The sequence below is a fragment of the Halorubrum sp. FL23 genome (assembly GCF_052439115.2).
Classification (GTDB): Archaea; Halobacteriota; Halobacteria; order Halobacteriales; family Haloferacaceae; genus Halorubrum; species Halorubrum persicum.
Map to the genome: position 1 here is coordinate 14,084 of NZ_JBQVRO020000021.1, position 21,249 is coordinate 35,332.

The 21,249-nt window shown below is 56.9% G+C and carries 21 protein-coding genes and 1 pseudogene; 9 read left to right on the forward strand and 13 right to left on the reverse strand.

The window, feature by feature from the left end:
- Window positions 1–172: 172 nt before the first annotated feature.
- The 3 genes from ACT4MF_RS16900 to ACT4MF_RS16910 all read right to left on the reverse strand — a co-directional run bounded on the left by ACT4MF_RS16900 (window position 173) and on the right by ACT4MF_RS16910 (window position 4,487).
- Window positions 173–1,849: a transposase gene (locus tag ACT4MF_RS16900; protein WP_211087987.1), complete on the reverse strand. Its 1,677-nt coding sequence runs from the start codon at window positions 1,847–1,849 to the stop codon at window positions 173–175.
- A gap of 170 nt (window positions 1,850–2,019) precedes the next feature.
- Window positions 2,020–3,081 carry an enolase-like domain-containing protein gene (locus tag ACT4MF_RS16905; protein WP_425351005.1) on the reverse strand — a complete coding sequence of 354 codons (1,062 nt, stop codon included), beginning with the start codon at window positions 3,079–3,081 and terminating at the stop codon, window positions 2,020–2,022.
- A gap of 113 nt (window positions 3,082–3,194) precedes the next feature.
- Complete coding sequence (locus tag ACT4MF_RS16910; RefSeq protein WP_211087985.1) at window positions 3,195–4,487, reverse strand: hypothetical protein; 1,293 nt, start codon at window positions 4,485–4,487, stop codon at window positions 3,195–3,197.
- 190 nt (window positions 4,488–4,677) lie between these two features.
- On the opposite strand from ACT4MF_RS16910, the gene ACT4MF_RS16915 reads away from it, so the two are divergent.
- A complete protein-coding gene (locus ACT4MF_RS16915; protein WP_211087984.1) occupies window positions 4,678–5,109 on the forward strand; it encodes a hypothetical protein in 432 nt (143 codons plus the stop codon).
- A 62-nt stretch (window positions 5,110–5,171) separates the two neighbouring features.
- Complete coding sequence (locus tag ACT4MF_RS16920) at window positions 5,172–5,558, forward strand: DUF7475 family protein (protein ID WP_211087983.1); 387 nt, start codon at window positions 5,172–5,174, stop codon at window positions 5,556–5,558.
- A 104-nt stretch (window positions 5,559–5,662) separates the two neighbouring features.
- Here ACT4MF_RS16920 and ACT4MF_RS16925 read toward each other — a convergent pair whose 3' ends face one another.
- The 3 genes from ACT4MF_RS16925 to ACT4MF_RS16935 all read right to left on the reverse strand — a co-directional run bounded on the left by ACT4MF_RS16925 (window position 5,663) and on the right by ACT4MF_RS16935 (window position 10,165).
- Window positions 5,663–5,860: a XapX domain-containing protein gene (locus ACT4MF_RS16925; protein WP_211087982.1), complete on the reverse strand. Its 198-nt coding sequence runs from the start codon at window positions 5,858–5,860 to the stop codon at window positions 5,663–5,665.
- 183 nt (window positions 5,861–6,043) lie between these two features.
- Window positions 6,044–6,499, reverse strand: a complete 456-nt coding sequence (locus ACT4MF_RS16930) for a ferritin-like domain-containing protein (protein WP_211087981.1) — start codon at window positions 6,497–6,499, stop codon at window positions 6,044–6,046.
- A 354-nt stretch (window positions 6,500–6,853) separates the two neighbouring features.
- On the reverse strand, window positions 6,854–10,165 hold the full coding sequence (locus tag ACT4MF_RS16935) for an efflux RND transporter permease subunit (RefSeq protein ID WP_444683509.1): 3,312 nt from the start codon (window positions 10,163–10,165) through the stop codon (window positions 6,854–6,856).
- 245 nt (window positions 10,166–10,410) lie between these two features.
- Here ACT4MF_RS16935 and ACT4MF_RS16940 point away from each other — a divergent pair, with 245 nt between their 5' ends.
- A complete protein-coding gene (locus tag ACT4MF_RS16940; protein ID WP_211087979.1) occupies window positions 10,411–11,082 on the forward strand; it encodes a helix-turn-helix domain-containing protein in 672 nt (223 codons plus the stop codon).
- Window positions 11,083–11,134: 52 nt separating this feature from the next.
- On the opposite strand, the gene ACT4MF_RS16945 is transcribed toward ACT4MF_RS16940, so the two are convergent.
- The 3 genes from ACT4MF_RS16945 to ACT4MF_RS16955 are packed head-to-tail and all read right to left on the reverse strand — an operon-like array spanning window position 11,135 to window position 13,980.
- Window positions 11,135–11,788 carry a hypothetical protein gene (locus tag ACT4MF_RS16945; protein ID WP_211087978.1) on the reverse strand — a complete coding sequence of 218 codons (654 nt, stop codon included), beginning with the start codon at window positions 11,786–11,788 and terminating at the stop codon, window positions 11,135–11,137.
- A 39-nt stretch (window positions 11,789–11,827) separates the two neighbouring features.
- Window positions 11,828–13,753, reverse strand: coding sequence for a heavy metal translocating P-type ATPase (locus tag ACT4MF_RS16950; RefSeq protein ID WP_211087977.1), 1,926 nt, complete (start codon window positions 13,751–13,753; stop codon window positions 11,828–11,830).
- Window positions 13,754–13,764: 11 nt separating this feature from the next.
- The gene (locus ACT4MF_RS16955) at window positions 13,765–13,980 is read right to left on the reverse strand and encodes a heavy-metal-associated domain-containing protein (protein WP_211087976.1); all 216 of its coding nucleotides are present in this window, start codon (window positions 13,978–13,980) and stop codon (window positions 13,765–13,767) included.
- Window positions 13,981–14,165: 185 nt separating this feature from the next.
- Here ACT4MF_RS16955 and ACT4MF_RS16960 point away from each other — a divergent pair, with 185 nt between their 5' ends.
- A complete protein-coding gene (locus tag ACT4MF_RS16960) occupies window positions 14,166–14,687 on the forward strand; it encodes a winged helix-turn-helix domain-containing protein (RefSeq protein ID WP_211087975.1) in 522 nt (173 codons plus the stop codon).
- A 59-nt stretch (window positions 14,688–14,746) separates the two neighbouring features.
- On the opposite strand, the gene ACT4MF_RS16965 is transcribed toward ACT4MF_RS16960, so the two are convergent.
- Window positions 14,747–14,947 carry a DUF2270 domain-containing protein gene (locus ACT4MF_RS16965; RefSeq protein ID WP_444683510.1) on the reverse strand — a complete coding sequence of 67 codons (201 nt, stop codon included), beginning with the start codon at window positions 14,945–14,947 and terminating at the stop codon, window positions 14,747–14,749.
- 267 nt (window positions 14,948–15,214) lie between these two features.
- Between ACT4MF_RS16965 and ACT4MF_RS16970 the strand changes: the two are divergent.
- Window positions 15,215–15,317: pseudogene (locus tag ACT4MF_RS16970) on the forward strand (IS5/IS1182 family transposase); the annotation flags it as partial.
- 141 nt (window positions 15,318–15,458) lie between these two features.
- Here the strand turns inward: ACT4MF_RS16970 and ACT4MF_RS16975 are convergent.
- Window positions 15,459–15,878 (reverse strand): hypothetical protein, encoded by a 420-nt coding sequence (locus ACT4MF_RS16975; protein WP_444683517.1) that lies wholly within the window; start codon window positions 15,876–15,878, stop codon window positions 15,459–15,461.
- Between the two features lie 280 nt (window positions 15,879–16,158).
- Between ACT4MF_RS16975 and ACT4MF_RS16980 the strand changes: the two genes are divergently transcribed.
- Complete coding sequence (locus tag ACT4MF_RS16980) at window positions 16,159–16,485, forward strand: DUF8065 family protein (protein ID WP_444683511.1); 327 nt, start codon at window positions 16,159–16,161, stop codon at window positions 16,483–16,485.
- Window positions 16,475–17,089 carry a hypothetical protein gene (locus ACT4MF_RS16985; RefSeq protein ID WP_444683512.1) on the forward strand — a complete coding sequence of 205 codons (615 nt, stop codon included), beginning with the start codon at window positions 16,475–16,477 and terminating at the stop codon, window positions 17,087–17,089. Before ACT4MF_RS16980 ends, ACT4MF_RS16985 begins: the two co-directional genes overlap by 11 nt.
- 112 nt (window positions 17,090–17,201) lie before the next feature.
- Here ACT4MF_RS16985 and ACT4MF_RS16990 read toward each other — a convergent pair whose 3' ends face one another.
- Window positions 17,202–17,933, reverse strand: a complete 732-nt coding sequence (locus ACT4MF_RS16990) for a hypothetical protein (protein WP_444683513.1) — start codon at window positions 17,931–17,933, stop codon at window positions 17,202–17,204.
- Between the two features lie 222 nt (window positions 17,934–18,155).
- Window positions 18,156–18,584 carry an RDD family protein gene (locus tag ACT4MF_RS16995; RefSeq protein WP_444683514.1) on the reverse strand — a complete coding sequence of 143 codons (429 nt, stop codon included), beginning with the start codon at window positions 18,582–18,584 and terminating at the stop codon, window positions 18,156–18,158.
- Window positions 18,585–18,796: 212 nt separating this feature from the next.
- Here ACT4MF_RS16995 and ACT4MF_RS17000 point away from each other — a divergent pair, with 212 nt between their 5' ends.
- Both ACT4MF_RS17000 and ACT4MF_RS17005 read left to right on the forward strand, forming a co-directional pair.
- Window positions 18,797–19,801 (forward strand): Cdc6/Cdc18 family protein, encoded by a 1,005-nt coding sequence (locus ACT4MF_RS17000; RefSeq protein WP_444683515.1) that lies wholly within the window; start codon window positions 18,797–18,799, stop codon window positions 19,799–19,801.
- Window positions 19,802–19,872: 71 nt separating this feature from the next.
- Complete coding sequence (locus tag ACT4MF_RS17005) at window positions 19,873–21,033, forward strand: CRISPR-associated protein Cas4 (protein WP_444683516.1); 1,161 nt, start codon at window positions 19,873–19,875, stop codon at window positions 21,031–21,033.
- Window positions 21,034–21,249 lie beyond the last annotated feature (216 nt).

The window sequence follows — 21,249 nt, forward strand, 5'->3', positions numbered from 1 at the left end:
GGGTTTAGCAGGGCTGTGATGCGTGAATTTGACCGATTCGGTCAGCAGAAACTGCCTCAGATAGCTCCCCAAGCGGCTAGTCTTGTCACACTTCCAATCATATGGGCGAATTTTCGAGACCCCCAGTAGCGTAGCCACTCAGACGGCACGCTGACCCGAATAGAGCACCTCACTACCCGATTCCAGTTTCCCTCTTCAGCAGCGTCAGTGTATTATCTGCCGTTACCATCGGCGAGTGCTCGTACTCACCAGTCAACTCGACCTGCACCAGCAAATCGACGGCTCGCCAGATCGAGTACAGCAGACACGCAAACGCGAAGTAGAAGAATCGAAGCCCAAAATCCTTCGATGTCGTCGCAGCCATGAACCGCTTAATCGATTTGTAGCCGCTCTCGATCTCCCAGCGATAGCCGTACTCTGTGAGGTGCCCGCTCCCGCAATTCGACATGAACACCGAATACTGTCGATGGTCGTCGTGTTCTGAGTCCTCTTTCCGTCGATAGATCAGCGTCGTCTCGTGCCACTCGTTCTTTCCGAGATGCAATTTCCGGTCAGTTTCGTATCGGTTCTTCCCCCGTTTGAGGAGGCGCTTTGCCTGCGCTTTCTCGCTGGTTTGCATTCGTTTCGGGACGACGTATGAGAGTCCACGCTGGCTGAGCATCTCCAGGACATGCTGGCTGTCGAACTCTCGATCCATCAGCACGTTGTCGACGTGAACTAGCTCTTCGGCCGAATCCAAGAGATCCTCGACGATTTCTAAGCGAGACTCACCCTTCCGAACTGGCCGCGCATCAAGCACGATCGGGACAGCGTTGCCGACTAATTGGACTGTCGCCCACTGGTAAGCGTACTCGTCGGTCTTCTCTTTCGTGCCGATAATCTCGTCTTCGTAGCCCGTTCTATCACCGGTGAACGGGTCAGCTTCGGTGATGTCAATAGCGACGATGCCAGCTCGAAAGAATTGCTCCGTCTCCGCGACTTCGTTCAGGAGCCTGTTGACGGCCTGTCGGTACATCTTGCGGATCCCTGATACTGAAAGATCACGAATATGCTCTCGGTGGGCGTGGCCCAACGGCGTCCGATCCCGAGTCGATTCGTAGACGAAACTGCGAGCCCCTTCATTAGCAGCCAATCTCTCGCGAAGCCCCAGGTACGTCTGTAAGTCCCAGTAGGCGTTCTCGTGGATTTCACAGCCGTCCCCACGATCCAGCGAAAGTGCCGGGAAGACGATACGGCTGACATGCTCCGTGATCGTTTCCGCTTCGTTGAGGACAGCTTGATCCTCTAGCTCTAATTCGTCCTCTTCCGCATCGTGAGACGGAAGACGCCGCTCTGGTTCGCGTGGAACAGCGACATCCGCGTTCTGAGCTTTGACAAGGATAGTGCGCGCGGCTGTCTCGACTGTACTGCGAAACTCGTCAGGAAACCGTTTGTGCCAACTACGCCACAGCGTCGATTGGTCCGGCACTGTCTCCAGATCCAGTTGGTCGCAGAGTGCTGGACGGCACTCGAGATACTCGATCAGTGCGGTTTCGTGGGCCCATCCGTGGAGCTCTTTCAGCAAGAATACGCGAAAGAGCGTGTCCATCTCGTAGTGAGTCGACCCCGCGTAGCGGTCGTGCGTACCGAATTCGAAATACGCCAGCGGAAGTGCACAAACGAAGTTCTCAATCGACTCATGGCGGTCGTGTCTGAACCAGGTCTGCGAGACGATTCTGATATCTGATTCCAGCCCGTCGAGCGAGCTTCGCTCGTACAGCGGCGTCGAATCGTATACAGGCCACTGAGTGTATGATTGCTGGGCAATTCTCCGAAAGACTGCTCGCCGAGAATCACGAGTCTGAGACACTACGAAACACTGGACAGGACTCGCTCAAGAACTCATCTGACTGGTCAGTACAGAGAACTTACGTACCGTTCGGTTTGCTGGATTACTCGATACAAGAACGCCGTGAAAGATATAGAGTGAGCTAAATGCGCTCTACCGGTACGCGGCTGAACTCTTCGACACGTTGCCCGCTACTCAAATTCGAGTTGCTTCCACTCCATCCCGGTCGGGGCCTCGGGTGGTTCGAGGGGACTTGAGATCAGGTCCGCTCTAATCGTTGGCTTGTTGTACGCCCGCGGCGCGACATCATTTGGTCCATCAGGGTAGAACAGTGATGCGAGCAGTTGGATATGCCCGCGTCCGACACAGAGCTCGCACTGCCCGCCGCCGTACATACTGATATCCTGCTCTGCACAGTACTCGATAGTCTCGAGAAGCGACCGGACGGTTCCGAATCGCGAGGGGACGATACAACACCAGCTCGGCTCGAACGGCGCGTCACGGATGTCGGCTGTGCTGCGGACAGACGCACCCAACGAGAGACGATCTGAGTACGCCGCGAGCAGGTCGTGTACATCGTCGGAGACGACAGGATCTACCACGATGGCATCGGAAAACGTCTCGAAAACCTGGCGATAGAGCTGGGGGTTCGGTGCTTGATTGTCATCATTTCCGTCGGACTGTTCGCTTAAATCGAGTACGCGAACTGCGTCGGTCTCCGCTAGTCTCGCGAGAGTGTCCGTGGTCCACCCATCGGTCGGTTTAAGCGCAAACTCGCAAGTGGGGTTAACCGCGAGTATCTCTTCGACCTGAGTCGTGTCCCCATCCGGGACCGGAGTACTGACGACGAACCGAACCGGTGAGCGCTCCCGACCGAATCGGGACGCCAGTGTCGTGTCGTTTTGCTTGAGCGCGAGGTCGAGTGCGGCACTCTCGACTGCCCAGCGTCGATACGCCCGCGAGACTTCGCGCTCGGGTGGCTTCGTCGGAAAGAGGTCGACGGCTTCGAGCGATTGTGAGAACTCATCGAACGTATACTCACCCGCAAAATCGAACGGCAGTGTATCTGGCAACGCCTCATGATCGACGGCTTCGTGGGTGACATCTTCGCCGGCGCCGAACTCATCTTCCGCCAACAGGACGAACGTCGAGGTGACGCGAGTTGCCTCGCCTGCCATCTCTCGACGACGACTGGTCCGGTCCGAACCCGATATTGTCAACGGGAGGTCCGCGATGCAATCGTACAGCGTCATATCTCAGTCCAGTGGGTACACACAGGGGTCGGATCAGCTCCCATGCCATCTTGGTTGGATACACTCCCGGATGAACGTGACGAGCGGCCGTGGTGGGTCTGCTGTTTCATGTATCAGACCCTCGTGTCGGTAGTCATCTCGGGGTCCGTCCGGAGAACCCAACGCAAGCGGAACGCCTGTGCCAGTTCATAGAACCACAGGATGACGAGGGCGGTGTATCCGGGACCGAAGAGATACGCCGACCACGACTGAGCCTGGTAGAAGAAGCCGACGCCAACCACCAAGATTGCGATGTTCCACACCCAGACCATCCACGTCGAGATCACCGACGGGATGACTCCATCTGGGAGGGGATCAGACGCATCAACGGAGGTACTGCCCCCCAACCCCCCTTCGCTCAGGGCAGGGAGATTCCGAAAGTAGAGCAGCAAGCCGGCGAGTGCGATCGGGAGCGCCCATCCTACGAAGAAGAAGTGGAGTGCGCCGTCTTCGATATACGCCGGATCCACCCACTCGACGCCGAAGAGTACGAACGGTGCGAATCCCGCCGGCCCGAGCATCCAGAACTGGGCTACCAGAACTGACAACGCGATACCCGATCGGGAGTCTGTCGATCGATACGTCTGGACGAGGTTGTACAGGTACAGTGCAAATCCCGTCGCGAAGAGGACCAACCCGGTCGCCGTGACTGTCCGCCCCATCCCGACCCAGGGGCCGGTAATCAGCGGAAAGATGCCGGCGACGAAGAACCACGCCGAGTAGTCCCGTAACCTCTCACTGTAGAGATCGGTACCAAGCAGGCGGGGAAAGAGGTCGTAGAGCGTGCCGATGGCCGCGAGCCCGAGAAAGCCCCACGCGTTAGCGTGGACGTGAGCTTCGCGCAAGCCGAGCCAGCCGCCGGGAACCTGCCAGACGTGGGCAAACAGGCCGTACGCGTACGTGATCCCCCACAGGAACACGAAGACTGACACCAGATATAGTCCAGTCGTCGCGTTCCACGCCCGATCGCTTTGCATAACCATCCGCAACATCACTATCAGCAACCCGGCGACGAGGAGCCAGATCGCGATGAGTCCGCCATCGAACGCCCACGTGTGACCCCATCCACGCCCGTACCACAGCAGGAGAAATCCACCGTTCAATCCGACGAAGTTCAGCCAGTCGTAGTACTTCGAAGGCAGTGGACGCTCGAGTTTTCGAGCCGTAAGCTGGGGGAGCATTCCGAATAGGAGCTGCGTGAAGCCGCCGATCGTCACGAAGTGAATGTGACTCCACGAAACCCAGCCGACCCGCGGGACGAGATTGAACTGCTCGAGGCCGTGATAGACAGCTAATACGAGACCGGCGAGTAGGAACAGCGCACCTGCGAGGTGAAAGGGAGTGAACCGAATCGGGTGGCGTGCCATAGTTACACATACGGAGGCAGGCCCGAAAGGAATTCCTACGGATATCATAGAGTATATCGAATATATTCGTACTCACTTGGCGCCTCGGGGTCGAATACGCTGAGACAATTCAGAGACTACACTTTTCCAGCGATATCCTTCCCTCAATTCACCTAATAACTATGTCGATGGCCAGTGATTCACGTATCATATGTCCGACCCGGCTACCGGGAAGTGGAACATCGGAATCGGCCTCGGAGTAATGGTCTTATTCATGCTCTACGGGTTCTTTCTGATCTATATGCGTGACTTCGCCCCGGGCCGTGAGGCATGGATTGCGGGATCAAATGTGAGCCCGCACTTCGAGGCGCGCCTTGCACACGCCCACGGGAACCTGTTCTCGCTCCTCAATATTGTCTTCGGGGCACTGCTTCTGTGGTTGCCCGTACGTCAGGGTCGCGCTCGTTGGATTTCGCTCTTGGCACTCGTCGGACTTCTCATGCCCATCGGTATCCTCTCGGAGATCTATCTCAATCTACCACCAGTACTGGTTCTGGTCGGGGCAGCTTCGATTGTCGTGGCGACGGCGCTGTTCGCACTGGAACTCGTACGGATGGACATCGACCCGTCGATGTCCCTGTAATTTGAGGATGTAGCGAAAATATTCGAGGTAGAGTATAATTGCTCGCAGTATGTTTACTACCCATGGGACAAACAGTTAGCAGCTACACCGAGACAGACTCACTTACCACAACCCACTGGCTTGCAATATTGCTCGTCCTGATAACCGGAGTTATCCACGTGTACGCCGGATTTGTCGAAGGACGGATTCCCGTTTCACTCGCAGGAGTCGGGTTCCTCGGTGCCGCCGTATTGTTCCTCTTAGACTATCGACGATCCCTCCTCTATCTGGTGGGAATCGTCTACACGGCAGTACAGTTCCCGCTCTGGTACGTAGCAAACGTCGGCGAATTCACGATGCTCGGGTACGTGGACAAAGCGCTTCAGGCGGCACTTATCGTCGTTCTCGCGTACCTCTATTGGAAGGCACGAAGAGCCTCCGACCGGGGTCGTGAAGCGATGACCGCTTGAGGACAATGGTTGCAGAACAAGTGGGTGGTGTTAGCTAATGAATCCAGCTGAAATGTTCTGTAAAACACTACGCCCTGTATGTCAATATACGCATTTAACGCCACTTAGAATAGTATCGTGAACACCTCCACGATATCAATACGAACGCCGAGCCACTCGACTCCCTTGTATCCAAGGAAAATCCCAACAATTCCGAGAACACCAGGGAGATTAGGTGGAGCCGGGATTGGTATTTGTATCACACTGAACAGGGCCCCAGCGAAGATCCCTGTCAGCAAGGCCAGAACCAGTTGTGAGGCCATATCTCATCGATCACATCAGTGCTAATAAACTACGGGTTTACCGATGGGACTATCGGTCAGATAACGAAGTACGCGACTTACCGATAACCCCCTCACATCTCCGAAGATAGATCATCTGCAGGCCGAGACCTTTGGGATGTTGCTCCCGAAACACTTCCTGCTTCGTTTCTGAGACGAGGGGGCTCAGTCGTCCTGATACTCCTTTTCGAAGCCCCGGAATTCGGTTCGGTGGGCTTCCTCATCGGCGAGAATTGTCACGGCGAGATCTTCGGTGACCGGATCCTCAGCGTCCTCAGCAGCATCGATAATCGACCGATATGTCTCGATAGCGTCCTCTTCAGCGTCGAGGACACCTCGGATTACCGAAAGCACGTCGGTCGAATCCTCGGGTGGTTGCAACGAGTCCTGCCGAGCGGTGAACTCTGCCGAGCTAGGCGGTCGGGCATCCAGTTGCTTGAGACGGTTGCCAAGTTGCTGGGCGTGAGTCAGTTCCTCTTGGATGTCTTGCTGGAGGCTCTGCTTGATCTCTTCGGCACGAACTCCGTCCAGAACGATCGCGTTCGTCTGGTAGTTCATCACTGTCTCCATCTCGTCCCCGTAGGCCTTCTGAAGCAGGTCGATGACGCGGTCTGAAGTCATACAAGTTACACTACCATCCAAGCGCCGATATATCCACCGCCGAACCTGGTCGCTCCAACCGTGCTTGAAGAGTACGTAACCACAGATCGCATCCTCTTCGACCAGGTTCCCCCTTTCAGTAGTCGAGGTACAGTATGTCGCAGACGGTATTCGAGAGGGAGATTAACGAGTGTCGGGACCCGTACCATTCGGGTGTGCAACCTCGGCTGTGTGTTCCTGGTTGGGCTGCGGATGGAGAAGAGACCATCGCACAGGTAAACGACATCCGGAAGAACAACACGAAAAATCCCTGCCGGCCAAGAGCGTAATCCGCGAGCGACTGGAAACCGTTGACGTCGAGTGATAGTACCGGACTCAGTCCCCTTTGAGCCAAGCACGGCGAAGACGTGCGACTTCTTTGGGAGTGATATCGTCACGCTCGATAGCGACCTCGATGTCCGCGGCAGTGACTGCACCACGCTCAAGCACGCGTTGGAAGATATCCTCAACGACAGTGGCCGTCTCGTCTCCACCGACCGACCATCGGCAGTCACTGCTTTCGACGGTCCCCTCAAACGTGACTACATCGCCATCCGCTGCTTCCGCGGGGAGTTCGACCGTGTACTCGAGGCTCGCGTCGACTACCGAATCAGCGGTGTTCCAGTACACTGTGATGGTTCCGTCATCCCGGTCTACGGCAACTGGTTCGGGGGAGTGGTCGATATTGCCGATCTCGCCATCGACTGATTCCCTGAGTATCATCCGATCGCGAACGTTCCGGAGCGAGACAGTCACTGGAACCACCTGGTCGGGGGAGAGGTAGGAGCGGTGAACCGTTCGCGTCACGTCAGCCTTGCCTTCAGCTGTGCTATCGGGTGATTCTGTCGCCGTACCGGTGGTGGATTCCCTCAGTCCGGAATCTCGATTCACCACCCGTGCCCAGACGACGAGCAAGCTCGGGAGGACGAACACGCTGGCGAGGAACGCGAACACGATCGTCAGCGCGGTGATAAGGCCGAACGACTGCAGGAACGGGAGGATCGCGACGAGCAGCACAGCGAACCCGCTGGCGGTCGTCGCCGCACTCGAGAGTAACGCACCGCCGGTCCCGGTGACGGTCTCGTGGAGCGCCGCGGCAACCGTCTCAGCCCCGGCTAGCTCCTGGTTGAATCGCTCGCTAATGTGGAGGCTGTAGTCGACGCCGAGCCCGATCGTGAGCCCGGTGATCATGCCGGTGACGATGTTGAACGGGATGTCCAGCAGCGCCATCGTCCCGAGCACCCACGTCAGGGTGAACGCAACGGGGACGATCGTGACGACGCCGAGTGATGCGCTCCCCTCGGTGAGCCGGTAAGCGACCGCGAGGACGACGACGACCGAGAGCAGCGCGACGACGAGACTCAGGAGCGCCGTCTCCGCGAGTTGGCCGGCCGTGATCTGGTTAACGATTACGTCGCCGGTCGCGATGACGGAAACGCCCTCCCCGTCGGCGTCGTCGGCAACCCACCCCATCTGGTCGTGGACGACGTCGTCGTCGACGCCACTGTCGACGGTCACGACCATCCGGACAGCCCGATACTCGCCGTCCTCCCTGTGGACGACGTCGGCTGCATCCTCGGGTGCCACCCGATACAGTTCGTCGTAGACGGCAGTCACGTTCTCGTCAGGGACGCCGTCGCCGTCGGTGTCGGCTGCCGCTAGCGTCCGGTTGAACGACGCGTTGTCCGCCGCGACGCGGTCCATCACCGTGATCGGGTCGGTTACCGCGGGCTCTCCGTCGGCGTATGTCTCCGTCGCCGACATGTCGCTCGCGTTCGTGCGTGCGGCGTCGAGCCGGTCGAGTGTCGCGGGATCAGTCACGTCGCCCCTGACGAGTATCGTGGCTGTGGTGTCCTGTCTGACGAAGTCACGGTCAAGCGTGTCGATCGCCCTTTCCGCCGTGTACGTCCCGGGGGCGATCGGATCGGGGAGGTCCTTCAACCAGTCGTCGGGATCCTCAGCGAGGAAATCCGACTGCTCGAAGCTCGCGTCGATATCTGTCGCTCCGTACGCACCCGTCGCGCTGACGAGGAGCGCGACGGCGATGACGACGTAGGGGGCCTTCGTCGCGAGCGTCGCCCCCGTACCCAGGAGACGATTGACCGGCCCGCTCCCGGTTCCGATAGCCGGTTTCAGGCGGTCGATCCCCCGGCGTTCGAGCAGTTCGTCGAGTTCGACTTTCAGTGCCGGAACGAGCAGGCCGAAGACGAACAACGTGGCCACGATCCCGATGGCGCTGACGACGCCGAGTTCGCGGAACACCCCGAGCGGGCTCGTGAGGTTCGAGAGGAAGCCGATTACGGTCGTCGTAGTGACGTAGACGAGTGCGACGCCGACACTCCCGAGGGCGACAGCCATCGCGCGGCTAGGCGCCGTCTCGCTCGACTCACGAACCTCCCGGTAGCGCATCACGACGTGGAGGCCGTAGTCGATGGAGAGCCCGATCAGTAGGACGAGGACGACGATGAACGGCTGGCTGAACGCGATGTCGAACCACCCCATCGCACCGAACGTCCACACGAGCACGAGCGCGATCCCCAGGAGACCGAGCAGGATGTCCAGCAGATCCCGGTAGACGACCACGAGAACGAGCAAGACGAACGCGATCGCCAGTGGGCCGACCAGGAGGACGCTGTCGATCATCGAGTCCGTGATCTCCGTCGAGACGACACCGTCACCGTAGACCAGGACGGCCATCGAGTCGTCGCCCGGCGCCAGGTCCGTCATCGTGGCCTGTGCGTCCTCGATCTCATCGGGTGCGTCACCGGGTGCGAACGATCCGACTGCGGACTCGTGGGTCACGACGAGCAGCGTCGCGTTCGTCTCCGTCGATCCCGGCTCGTAGTAGTCGGGCATGAAGGCAAGCGCGCGTGCCGACCGGTTCGATTCACTGGAAAGTACGTCCGCGACGAGAGCCTCGACTTCGGAGTCGTTTAGCGACCGGAGTTCCTCGATCTGCGTCTCGAGAGTTGGGTCGAGGCTCTCCAGCTCGTTTCTGTCCTCGGCGAGCGTTGCGTACTCGTCCGCGAGAATCTGTTTCGTGACGTTCCCCGTACTCTCACCTGTCTCGTCTTGCGCGCGTCGCTCCTCGACAGCGTCCGCGAACAGCCGGTAGTCCGCCTCCGTGAGGTTCACTGACGTGTTGGCGTCGACGGCCTCGAACGCGGGGCGAACGCTAGCGTTGGGGTTGTTCGCGAGCGAATCGATGGCCTCCGCAAGGCTCGCCTCTGTCCTCGTTAGTTCACGTTCGCGGGTCTGTAGCTCGGCGGCCCGGTCTTCCCGGATCGAGGTGGTCGCGACGAGGTTCGCGACGCTTCGCGTGGAGTCGTTCTCGACGAGGGTCTCGTTGACTGTTTCGTTGGTCTCGAGCGCCCGTTCGTATTCGAGAATAGAAACGAGGGTGTCCTTATCGAGGACGTTGTCGTCCCGGACGATGACCTGTGCTGAGGTCGTATCCGTCGACCCGCTCGAGAAGTTCGCGTCGACGTAATCGAGCGCATCGGCTTCGTCGGCGTCGGTCTGGAACTGGTCGAGGGACGTCGATCGGTCGACCATCGGCACTCCGGCGGCGACCACCGCGGACGCGACGACCATGACCGCAATAACGAGCCGAGCATTGTCCGTGATCCACTCGCTCACGTCGACCATTACTGAAAACACACCCCCAGTTTCGACGGCGTGGACGAGGTACGATCCACCGTAACCGCCCCGTTGAGCGTGACGCAGGCCAGCGATCTGGCGACAGAAATCTGGACATCGGGAAATTTCGCTCCCGGGCTGCTAGCCACGCGTTCGCGGAGTTCCGACATTACATGTCCGTACACGCCTCGGCTGGTTAGTGATCAGCTCGAGAAATTGAGGCCTACCCTAATATATTCGTATATCTCGCTATAATGAGCGAAATAGTAGGTACGCTACAGACGATGCCACACGCGAAACTTTCCATAGATATCCCCGACCATACCTGGATTGGAGATCTCTCGACTGCTCATCCGGAGGTGGTGTTTCAAGTCGTCACGAGTATTCCTGGCGAAGGGACCGGTATCGGGCTTGTCAGGCTCAAGACCGCTGACCCACTCCCACTCATTACCGACATTCAATCCCGTGACGACATCGAGGACCTCGAACTACTCTGGAAGCACGACGACGAGGCGCTCCTCCAGATAAAGACAGTGAACCCACTTCCACTTCTCCCGGTCCTGCGAGCCGGGGTCCCACTCAGAATGCCCTTCGATATTCAGAACGGTGTTGCTACGTGGGAGGTGACGACATCGACGAGGCGGCTCTCGAGTCTCGGCGATCACCTCGAGGAGGTAGGCATCGGCTTCACGATCGAATATGTTCGCGAAATCGACGCGAGCCAAGCAGACCAGTTGCTCACGGACCGACAGCAAGAGGTGCTTTTGGCTGCTGTCGAAGCAGGCTACTACCGGACACCACGGGAATCGACATTAGGCGAGGTGGCTGAGGCACTCGACATCGCGAACGCGACGTGTAGCGACGTGTTGCACCGAGCAGAGGGCCACATCATCCACTGGTTCGTCGAGGAGCATATGGACGTATGATGGCCCGACGGCGAAATCGTGGCCGACTGTCGTACCGTGGCTGACGCCGGGGCTAAACGGGTTCTACAGTGAACAGCGAGTCGTCCGCGAGGACGACTTGGACGCGGCGATGCCATGCGTCAGCGAAGGCCTCACGTTGCTGGTCACTGGCTGACCCATCGAGGATCCCCTGAAGATTCCCGATTGCCGGTCCGCCATCCGGCACCTCGCTGACGTGGTAGGTCACCTCGACGGTCTCGCCCGTATCCGTTCGGTGGAAGCGGAACGTAGGTGCCGCGCTGTCAGACTCGAAGGCGTCGAAAGTTAACAGGTTCTGGCGGTCACCGTGGCCTCCACCGAGGCCGCCGAATCCGTCCTCCTGCGCTGCGCCGGTCACGTACGAGATGAGCCGACCCATGACACCGTAGGTGGCGTCGTCGCGCGGCCCTGCCGCGAGCACTTCGATCTCGCTTCGGATCGGATCACTATCTGGATACAGCTCGTCGAGACCCACCTGTGCGATTCGATAGGCACCGGATGCGGTCGGACAGGAATGCCCTGCCGCCTTCACTACGTCCTCGTAGGTGACGACGAACGGCTCGCCGGGATCGAGGACCGCAAGCGCCTCTGCAACGGGGTCGCGGATCCGGATTGGTTCGACATCGTATTCGACGGCCCAGTGCTCCTCGGGACGGTTCGTGTCGGTCGGGTTCGTGGTTTCTGACATTGGTCGTGGATTTTCGTGTGGGGGTGTGGCTCTGTGCTGTTAGTAGCGCAGCAGGCGCATCCCGTTGAGGATGACTGCGAGGACGCTGGCCTCGTGGACGAGCATCCCGAGCGCGAGCGTGACGTAGCTCGTCAAGACGCCTGCCAGCAGCAGGCTCACGGTTAGCACTGCGAGACCGACGTTCTCGTAGATGTTCCAGCGGGTCGCTTTACTCAGCGTCACCGCGTAGGGGATGCGCTTCAGGTCGTCGGCCATCAGTGCCATATCGGCCGTCTCGATGGCTGTGTCCGTCCCGGCAGCGCCCATAGCGATGCCCACGTCGGCGGTCGCCAGCGAGGGCGCGTCGTTGATGCCGTCACCAACCATCGCCACGACGTGGCCGTCCTTGCGGTACTCTTCGATGACCGCCTGCTTGTCTTCGGGGAGCAGTTCCGCGCGGTAGTCATCGATGCCGACCTCCTCGGCCACCGCGGCCGCGACGCGCTCGTTGTCGCCGGTCAGCATCACCGTCTCGATACCGGCGTCCTGAAGCTCCCGGACGACGCCGGGCGCCGCCTCCCGTAGTTCGTCGCGCATGGCGATGGCGCCGATGACGACGCCGTCACGTACTATGTGGACGACAGTCTCGCCGCGCTCCTCACGCTCACGGACGTAGTCGTCGACTTCCTCGGGGATCTTGATGTCCCGTTCGTCGAGCAGTTTTCGATTGCCGACGACGATCTCGCGGCCGTCGTGGTGGGCGATGACGCCCTTGCCGGCAACCACGTCGAAATCGTCCGGATCGGCTACCGAGCGTGATTCCGTGGGTGCTGGTTTGGTGTCTGCCTGGCCAGTTGCCGCCCCGCCATCGGTGACGGCGGCCGGACGGTCCTGTGCCGCTTCGAGGATGGCGTCGCCGAGGTGGTGTTCGCTCTTCTTCTCGGCGATGGCCGCAAGCTCCAGCACGTCGCCGGCTTCGGCGTCGAACCCGGCAACGTCGGCGACGGTCGTTTCGCCTTTCGTGAGCGTGCCGGTTTTGTCGAAGGCGACTAGGTCGATCTTGCCGGCCTGTTCGAGGTGCTCGCCGCCCTTCATCAGAACGCCGGAGCGTGCGGCGTTGCCGATGGCGGAGACGATGCTGACCGGTGGCCCGATCACCAGCGCGCCCGGACACCCGATGACGAGCAGCGTTAGTGACAGAATCGCGTTCTGCGTGACCGCGTAGGCCCCGATGGACAGCGCAATCACACCGGGCGTGTAGTATTTGGCGAACCGGTCGATGAGGCTCTCGGTCGGTGACTGTGCCTCCTGGGCCTCTTCGACGCGCTGGATGATGCGCTGGAGCGTCGTATCCGTCCCGGAGCCGGTCGTCCGGACTTCCAGCGAGCCCTCCTGGTTGATGGTGCCGGCGTAGACTTCGTCGCCGTCATCTTTGTGGACGGGCGCGCTCTCGCCGGTGACCGGTGCCTGGTTGACGGCGCTCTCACCTTCAACGACGTCGCCGTCCACGGGAATCTTCTCGCCGGGTTTGACGATGACGATCTCGCCCTCTTCGACTTCGCGGGCAGACACCTCTTTTTGCTTGCCGTCACGGCGCACGGTGGCCGTGTCGGGCGTCATCTCCAGTAGTTCTTCGAGGGCGTTGCGCGTCTTGCGCATCGTCCGCCCTTCGAGGTATGAGCCCAGGGCGAACAGGAAGACCACTGCGGCGGCCTCCCAGTACGAGCCGATGACGATTGCGCCGACGGCGGCCAGGGTGACGAGGGTCTTGATGCCGAGCGTCCGGCTTGTGACTTCGTGGTAGGCGGTTTTGGCGATGTCGTAGCCGCCGACGATCGCTGCGAGGATCAAGATCGCGGCGCTCGCCGTGTCGAAGGCCGAAACGTAGCCGAGCGTCCAGCCGCCGGCGTACAGCAGGCCGCTCACCGCGACGATGATGGCCTTCCGGTGTTTGCGATAGTACTGTTTGACTGATTGGGTATCCATGGCTTTTCTCCTCAGGCGGGCTGGGGCGTGTAGCCCTGGTTTTCGATGGTCTGTTCGAATGTGGCGGGATCGGCAACGTTGTCGTCGTACTCAATCTCGACCCGGCCAGTCGTGTAGTGAACTTCAACATTTTCGACGCCGTCCCGATTCGCAAGGGCGCGTTCGACGGTGCTTGCACAGCTCGGACAGTCGAAGTCCATCACGCGGAGTTGCGTTGTCTCGCTCATCACAGTTCTACGTAGTGCCCATACCCACTAAAGTATTTTTTAGATGATATGTTTGAATATGAATACGGAGTGTTTGAACGGACAAACGAGTCATCTAGAGCTTTGCCAGACTTCCGAGATGAGCATCAGTTGGAGTCCGTGCGATGGTCGCCACTACTTAGCCTGTACACGCTGTCGGTTCACATATGAGCACATCTGATGCCGAGCACGAACTCGAGGATATCGCCGTTCGAGATACGCGGGTTTCCGATGCGATCGATGAACCGATGCGAGCGATGATTCTTGATATTCTTGCTGATGAGACGCTGACGGCGAGCGACGTACACGAGCGCCTCGCCGACCGCGGGATCGACCGGACAGAAAACACCGTGCGCCACCACATCAACGAGCTCCGGGATGCGGGCCTCGTTGACGTCGTCCGGTTCGAGGAGGGGCGCGGTGGGACGACGAAATACTACGGGGCGAACACGATCGTCCTCTCGTACTCACTACCAGATTCGGCCGACTCCGCCGTTGAGGAGATGATCGACGCTATCCAGCCCCAGATTACGGATGCCCTCACCACGCTCACGGACGAGTACGACGACGAAATCGAGGACATTGTCACGGATATGCAGCCCTGCGAGCATTGCCGAACCCAGAAGTACGAAACGTACGTTCTTCTGACTGTCTTGCGACGTGCATTCGTTCGTGGTCACCGAGAATGACACTCAAAAACTAACGACAGCTATCACGGGAATCACGGTATAGAGGACGGCAACACCAATCACGAGCACGCCGGGAATCTGCCCGATAGCAGACTCTCTAGCCGGGGGTGCTCAACGAACGCCGTAACGCGAATGACCCACGCTGCGAGGATCACGGCAAACAGCGGAAGGTAAATCCAACGGAGCCGGTGGGCAATCGCTTCCTCCATTGTAATTTTGAACGTCGATCGGTAGTAATAGTCACTCCGGATCAGCGACATCTTGTGAGGGATCCAGTCCCGGAACAAAGACGTACTCACGTGATTCGTGTCTGCACGGGCACTCGTAGGAGGGAACCATATGCATTGAGACAACCACCCTCAACTACCACTTCCCCTGTAGTTGCTCACAAGTTCGGAAGGTACAAACCTACAAATCGATGATTGGTTGACACTTATGTGCTGATAAACCGGGGGAAAGACGGACTTGTCCACCAATCTATCTAACTTAATACATATACATCGCTACCTGGTTCCCAACTTCCTATGCCAACGCTCAAACGTAAGTACGGTCTAGTAGTACAATCCCGTCGATGGTGGAGTAGCTCCGGAACTCACCATTGCTTGTCTCATTCACAATCTTGATCGTTCCTCTGAACGGGCAATACAAGGAATCACAGATTGCTCAGTACAGGAGACTCACAAATCACTCAGTACGGGGGAATCTCGGCACGTTCTGAACAGACAACTTGTGATTTGTCTAACCGTTTATCAGTTGTTTATTTCGACCCGATTAATCTCCCCGCTCATACGAGAATACCGTCTTTCGGTCGTTCTCCTCATGGACGTGGTTCAACACCAAATCGTTGATAGTGAAGTTCGCCGTGATCTCGCCGGTGTATGCCACCGTTGCCGGGCCGTCACAATCGTCACCAGTCGTCTCTGTGGTGAGTTCAACAATCACATCGCCCTCATTGCTGGCGAACGCCGCAGTCTCAAGCGTGACGCAGTCAATGTCCGCCCTAAAGGCACCCTCCACAGTAGCGTGGTCGTCGTTCACCGTGACCGTCGCCTTATCCTCCGGATCGTCATTGGCCGTCACTGATTCAATCTCAACAGTAGCCGAGACCTCGGGAGGAGTGTCACCGAGACACCCACTACCGACGGTAGCCAGTGTAATTCCGGTACCGGCGAGAAACCCTCGGCGTCTCATATATGAGACACGGTGAGTGCTAAGTATATGCTTTGTCCCAGTTGTTCAAGTAGGCGGCTGTACTGAGTCGAACAATACGCAGCTCTCATCGACCGGCTGTTTCAGGTGAAACTCTGTCTGACAAATAGGATTTCAACAGAGCCGTTCTGTACGATTCCTAACTCATATCGTACCTCCTGAGAGAGGTGACCTGTCTGGTAGTGCTACGTTCTTGGCTACTTGTAATGACAAGTAAGCACGCGTCATAACATATATGCCTCTCCACGTCGAACATCATGGTATGAGCGGATCAAGCTACGACAAGACGATTCAGTTCCGTGCCGGAGCCGAAAAAGAGGCCGCGGAGCTGCTCAATGAGATTCATATCGGTGGGGTCAACGTGAGCGAACTCGCCAGAGTTGGCTTGGTCGAAATGCTTCGGGAGTCATTGGATGAACAAGACAAGATCGAGGTGTATGAACGATACAGCCGTGGTGAGATTACTGAGGATGTAGCTCAGGTCCTTCTCGGTGAGAAACTCGATAGGATGGAAGAGGAGAAAGAGTCGTTCGAGTCAGCTATGGAACGAGACACGTCTGAATTCTTGACGGGCAGCGATGGCGAGTGAGGCTCGCTATCCGATACTGGCTGATACGAGTTCCTTGATCGCAGTTGCGAACACCACTCAGTGGAAACGACTGAAAGACGCGATTCACCTTACAACGACAAACGTCTGTAAGCACGAACTTCAAAACCACGTCAACTCGAACAAATACCCGCCTGAGGGCAGCCGTGAGTACTACTTGAAACGAGGGAGCCAACGTGTTCTTGAACATCTAGACGAGGATTCGTCGCCGTGGTCGTGTGTCACTGTCGTTCCCCGCCCGCATGGACCAGATGCAGGCGAGCAATCGCTCAAGCAGGAACTTTCTGAACACGGTTCGTCGTATCAAATCGTATCGATTCTTGACTCTGCTGCGAGACGGTCAATTCGGCGTCTCATCGATAACAACGGGTACGACATTGACGTTGTGGGGCCACCGTATCTCCTCTACATCCTGCTTGACAACGAGCTCATCGAAAAGCCTGAATTCTGCGAGGCAACCGTGGGGATGATTCAAACGGAAGGGTGGACTGGGTACGAGGTTGTGAAGAACGCGTGGACCAGCATTCCTGTTGATTGTTCCGAAATCCTTGACGACGAGTATGATGACGCTCTTCCACCGAAATAACCTGGCTTATACTGCCAATCTGATCAGTAAAGATGAAGCACAGATCGCTCAGTACAGACGAACCGATTATTGAGGCTCTGTTGAAATCCTCAGAGATTCACACATATTAATCCTATTTGACACTAAAATCGTCTGTCTGAGGGTCTAAACTCCCTATCCACGCCCTGATCGCCCCCATCGGAACTAAATAAAGCAACCACACGGCCCGTGAATCCAAATCGGTGCCCGTCCCGATAATCACAAAGCTGACGGGAACAACCACAAAGACCAACATCAGAAACAACTCAAAGACGGGTCTCAACGCGAAAGCCAACGCATCTGCCGGTGATTTGTCTTGATATGACCGGTTGACGATGAAATAGCGCCAGACGCGCGATAGTTGAAAGAAAACAATGCCAGCAATTGTGAGCCCGACTGAGAGGGGAAGTCCTAAATCCAAAAGGGGAAGTCCTGAATCCAAATCATAACCGGAAAGGAAAGGAGTCATGATTACTGTAAGAATGAAAGCTGGGATAACCGCCTTTCGCAAAGCGTAGTTGATATTGCGCGGGTATACCGGCGGTATTAGACCAATCGGCTGAATTGGAGTGGGCTCCTCATCCCAAGAATCCCCATCGAGATCATCCACGGACTGTGGCGTGAACAACGCGACAGAAAAGAACAGGAGGTTGATGATCGCTATCTCAATGAGATAGATGACAGCGATTTCAAGAAGACTCCACTCAAATACGACCACTCCAAGAATAAGTGCAGAGTTCAGAATACACGCAAAAACGAAATCGCGGGACTCTCTGAGCATTCCGGGTATTGTTTTGCTACCCCCCATCTGACTACTCGTTCCCATCTATCTACACTTTCCTTCGGAAGCTGTTTATTTGTTCTGTTGACTCGATGGAAATACTGCTCCTCCATGAGAGCGTGAAACAAGATATGGGCGCAAGAGACCGAGAGGATTTCTGTGCCACAGAGCACGTTTTGTTGACTGGTCCGTATGCGAAAGAAGTCGAGACATGGGCGTGACAACCCGGATAGGTGAATCTCTACAAACTGCTACGACTCGGTTTGATTACTGTTGCTTGACGACGACTGTATCTGCGACGAGGTCACCGACCCGTTGGTTATCATCCGTAAGCAGTATCAACACTATTGCGACGAGGTTCAACGTCGGGAGTGCGTCAACGATCCACAACAGGTTCCGCAGGACTGACGCCCCAATCGTACAGTTTGATCCGTCGGACTTGATAACGACGAGTCCAAGCAGATATTTCCCCGGCGTATAGCCGTACAGTCCCTCAAGGAGAAACCCATAAACCAATGTTGCGACGAGCCCCGCGAACGCCAGTACGAGGAACCCGATGTCACCGAGGGACGTCCCAGCGAGTATAACGGCAACCCAGATTAGCGCCATGAGTATTGAGTCGATTAAGTATGCCCCCACTCGGTGCCAGATCACATCCCCGTCCGTCCCTCGTTGTGGTTTCGGATGCTTTTGCATAACTCACATCTGTTATTCAAGAGTTATTAATCTTTGATTAGCCCAAAGTGGAGTTGTCGAACAGTTCGCAGCCTTCAGCGACCAGCTGTTTCTGACGATGATATATCTGAAGAATAGTGTTTCAACAGAGCCGGTGTTTCAGTCATTTTTGGAATATTTGGAAACGGCACCCTTCCATTTATGTTCTCATCAGACCGTGTCGACGTACCATCATGATAACAGACGCCCGGGTGCTCCAACAAGAGTTCATTCCGAGAGAGGTACAGCATCGAGATGCGGAGGTGAACTATCTGTCGAGCATTCTTGAACCCGTCACAGACGGAGAGCCGACAGAGCCAACGTTACTACACGGTCCGTCCGGAGCTGGCAAAACCTGTATCTCTCAGTATATCGTCGAACAACTCCGTGGGAGCGTCGTGGAGTTGAACACGCAGTACGTGAACTGCTGGGAAGACTACACGCGGTTCAAAACTCTGTATCAGTTACTCGACGGAATCGGTCAGACGTATGATGTCCACCGTCAATCCACACCACGTGACCTCCTCCTTGACCGTCTCCGCGACTACGATGGCCCGCCGTACGTCGTGATTCTTGATGAAGTGGATCAGCTTCAAGACAAGGAACTTCTATACGATCTTCATCGCATTCCGAAACTCACGTTGATCCTCATTGCGAACCGCGAAGAAGACCTATTTGACCCTCTCGGAACACGTCTACAAAGCCGTCTTCAAAACTCGAACCGTATCCACTTCAGTCAGTACGGACACAAAGAGTTGGTCGCTATTCTCCGTGACCGGGCACGATGGGGTCTCCAACCGGATGTAATCGAGTCCGTGGAGCTCGGGCACATCGCTGAACATTCTGCCGGTGATGCGCGAGTCGCTATCGGAATTCTGCGGAAAGCTGCTCGTAATGCCAAGAAGAACGGAGACAATCAGATTCGTTCCGATGTGATTTCAGAGGTGGTTTCGGAAGCGAAATTGGAAATCGAGCGGAACACCATTAGTCGTCTTAAACCGGACCAGCGAGTGCTCTACACGATCATCAGCGAGAGCGAGGAGATCAAACCACCAGCACTGTACGAACAGTATGAAGATCGTGTTGACGACCCCAAAACCGAGCGAACCGTTCGGAACTACCTGGCGAAGTTAGAGCATTATAATCTCATCGTGGCTGATGGAAACACGAAAGCTCGCTCGTACCGTGTTCGGTCATAATCCGGTGTGAGCTGTGTTTCGGAAACACCACGCCCGTCCCTATTGTTCCGCAGTTCGGCTCTATTCTTGCAATGGACGAGAAAGGCCAGACAGACGCCTCACGTAATATTCACACATCATCGACAGATGACCGCCTCCCGCAGAACACTCGGTTGAGACGGCTTGTGGACGCGGTGACGAACAGCTCATTCAACGAGTGGTACGCCGAACGACTGTTCACAGAGAACATCTTGGAGGGTCGCCCGTATTTCAACGGCGCATCACCGATACCAGACACTGAGAAGCACTCTCCGAGTAAGTTGCTACAGTGCCATCGGAAAGTCCGCTACTACGAGCAGAACACGCCACAAGAGGGTGACTCGCCGCAAGGACTGTTTTGGATCGGCAGTGAATTCGAGGAAGCAATCATCGTGCCGTACTTGCAGGAGACAGTCACAACAGACTCAACATACGTTCGGAATTCGTTGTGGATTGATACACAGGTACCGACGAGCGACAGTGATCACGTTCGGGTAAAAGGCGTGACAGACCCGGCGATTGTGGACAGCGACGGTGACCCAATCCTCGTGACGGAGATTAAGACGACATCGTCATTGGGGTATCTTGATGGGCCGAAACCGCATCACAAGGCGCAGCTTCACGCGTACATGCACGCGTTGAATTCAGAATACGACCGGTCGATTCAGGACGGCTTGCTTGTCTATGGGAGTCGGGATACGCTCGACGTGCAGGCATTCCACGTACCGTTCGATGACCAGTTCTGGGAGACAGTCGTGGAGTGGATGGCGAAGCAAACTCAGTTCCGAGAGTACGGAGAGTTACCACCAGCGGATCCGATGTTTGAGTGGGAGTGCGGGACCTGCCCGTTCCGGCGGCGCTGTGGGGAGCACGATGGGAAGTACCAGGATGAAGGCTTTACAGGGTTGTTACCAGGCGTTCATGAGTACCGGAAGCAACAATTAGTCGAGTACTTCGATGCATACCCGGACGCGAAACTGACGCCAACACTCGCGGAGAAATACCCGGAGCTAGCCAGCGAACACGGGGTGTACGACTGGGAATGCGGTTCGTGTAGTAGTACATTCCCACACGATCGGATTGACGGCGGTGGGAGTTCTTCACCACCACTTTGTGAAGACTGCGCTGCAAATGGAGAGTTGTCCGAGCTTTTTGTTCCGAGGCCAGAGAAACAAATTGTAGGTACTGAGTCGAGAGAGCCGAGTGAACACTAAGCTAGCACTGCACCGTCTATCTCTCTAACAGTGGATTAGTTGAAATCCTCAGCGGGTAATCCATATTGACCCAGCTCCGGTCAGTACAAGCGAACCACTTGACCACCAGCTGTAGTACTTACCGTGTACGACGATAGAGGGCGACGCGAAGTAGGATAAATGTGATTAATGTCGCTAGTATCGTGAATAACGTCCACGTGGGGGCTACGGCGAATC

What these genes read in the sequence shown, in the direction of transcription:
- ACT4MF_RS16905 (WP_425351005.1), bottom strand. Translation starts at nt 3,081, where the DNA reads ATGACGCTGTACGATTGCATCGCGGACCTCCCGTTGACAATATCGGGT.
- ACT4MF_RS16910 (WP_211087985.1), bottom strand. Translation starts at nt 4,487, where the DNA reads ATGGCACGCCACCCGATTCGGTTCACTCCCTTTCACCTCGCAGGTGCG.
- ACT4MF_RS16915 (WP_211087984.1), top strand. Translation starts at nt 4,678, where the DNA reads ATGTCCGACCCGGCTACCGGGAAGTGGAACATCGGAATCGGCCTCGGA.
- ACT4MF_RS16920 (WP_211087983.1), top strand. Translation starts at nt 5,172, where the DNA reads ATGGGACAAACAGTTAGCAGCTACACCGAGACAGACTCACTTACCACA.
- ACT4MF_RS16925 (WP_211087982.1), bottom strand. Translation starts at nt 5,860, where the DNA reads ATGGCCTCACAACTGGTTCTGGCCTTGCTGACAGGGATCTTCGCTGGG.
- ACT4MF_RS16930 (WP_211087981.1), bottom strand. Translation starts at nt 6,499, where the DNA reads ATGACTTCAGACCGCGTCATCGACCTGCTTCAGAAGGCCTACGGGGAC.
- ACT4MF_RS16935 (WP_444683509.1), bottom strand. Translation starts at nt 10,165, where the DNA reads ATGGTCGACGTGAGCGAGTGGATCACGGACAATGCTCGGCTCGTTATT.
- ACT4MF_RS16940 (WP_211087979.1), top strand. Translation starts at nt 10,411, where the DNA reads ATGAGCGAAATAGTAGGTACGCTACAGACGATGCCACACGCGAAACTT.
- ACT4MF_RS16945 (WP_211087978.1), bottom strand. Translation starts at nt 11,788, where the DNA reads ATGTCAGAAACCACGAACCCGACCGACACGAACCGTCCCGAGGAGCAC.
- ACT4MF_RS16950 (WP_211087977.1), bottom strand. Translation starts at nt 13,753, where the DNA reads ATGGATACCCAATCAGTCAAACAGTACTATCGCAAACACCGGAAGGCC.
- ACT4MF_RS16955 (WP_211087976.1), bottom strand. Translation starts at nt 13,980, where the DNA reads ATGAGCGAGACAACGCAACTCCGCGTGATGGACTTCGACTGTCCGAGC.
- ACT4MF_RS16960 (WP_211087975.1), top strand. Translation starts at nt 14,166, where the DNA reads ATGAGCACATCTGATGCCGAGCACGAACTCGAGGATATCGCCGTTCGA.
- ACT4MF_RS16965 (WP_444683510.1), bottom strand. Translation starts at nt 14,947, where the DNA reads ATGTCGCTGATCCGGAGTGACTATTACTACCGATCGACGTTCAAAATT.
- ACT4MF_RS16975 (WP_444683517.1), bottom strand. Translation starts at nt 15,878, where the DNA reads ATGAGACGCCGAGGGTTTCTCGCCGGTACCGGAATTACACTGGCTACC.
- ACT4MF_RS16980 (WP_444683511.1), top strand. Translation starts at nt 16,159, where the DNA reads ATGAGCGGATCAAGCTACGACAAGACGATTCAGTTCCGTGCCGGAGCC.
- ACT4MF_RS16985 (WP_444683512.1), top strand. Translation starts at nt 16,475, where the DNA reads ATGGCGAGTGAGGCTCGCTATCCGATACTGGCTGATACGAGTTCCTTG.
- ACT4MF_RS16990 (WP_444683513.1), bottom strand. Translation starts at nt 17,933, where the DNA reads ATGGGAACGAGTAGTCAGATGGGGGGTAGCAAAACAATACCCGGAATG.
- ACT4MF_RS16995 (WP_444683514.1), bottom strand. Translation starts at nt 18,584, where the DNA reads ATGCAAAAGCATCCGAAACCACAACGAGGGACGGACGGGGATGTGATC.
- ACT4MF_RS17000 (WP_444683515.1), top strand. Translation starts at nt 18,797, where the DNA reads ATGATAACAGACGCCCGGGTGCTCCAACAAGAGTTCATTCCGAGAGAG.
- ACT4MF_RS17005 (WP_444683516.1), top strand. Translation starts at nt 19,873, where the DNA reads ATGGACGAGAAAGGCCAGACAGACGCCTCACGTAATATTCACACATCA.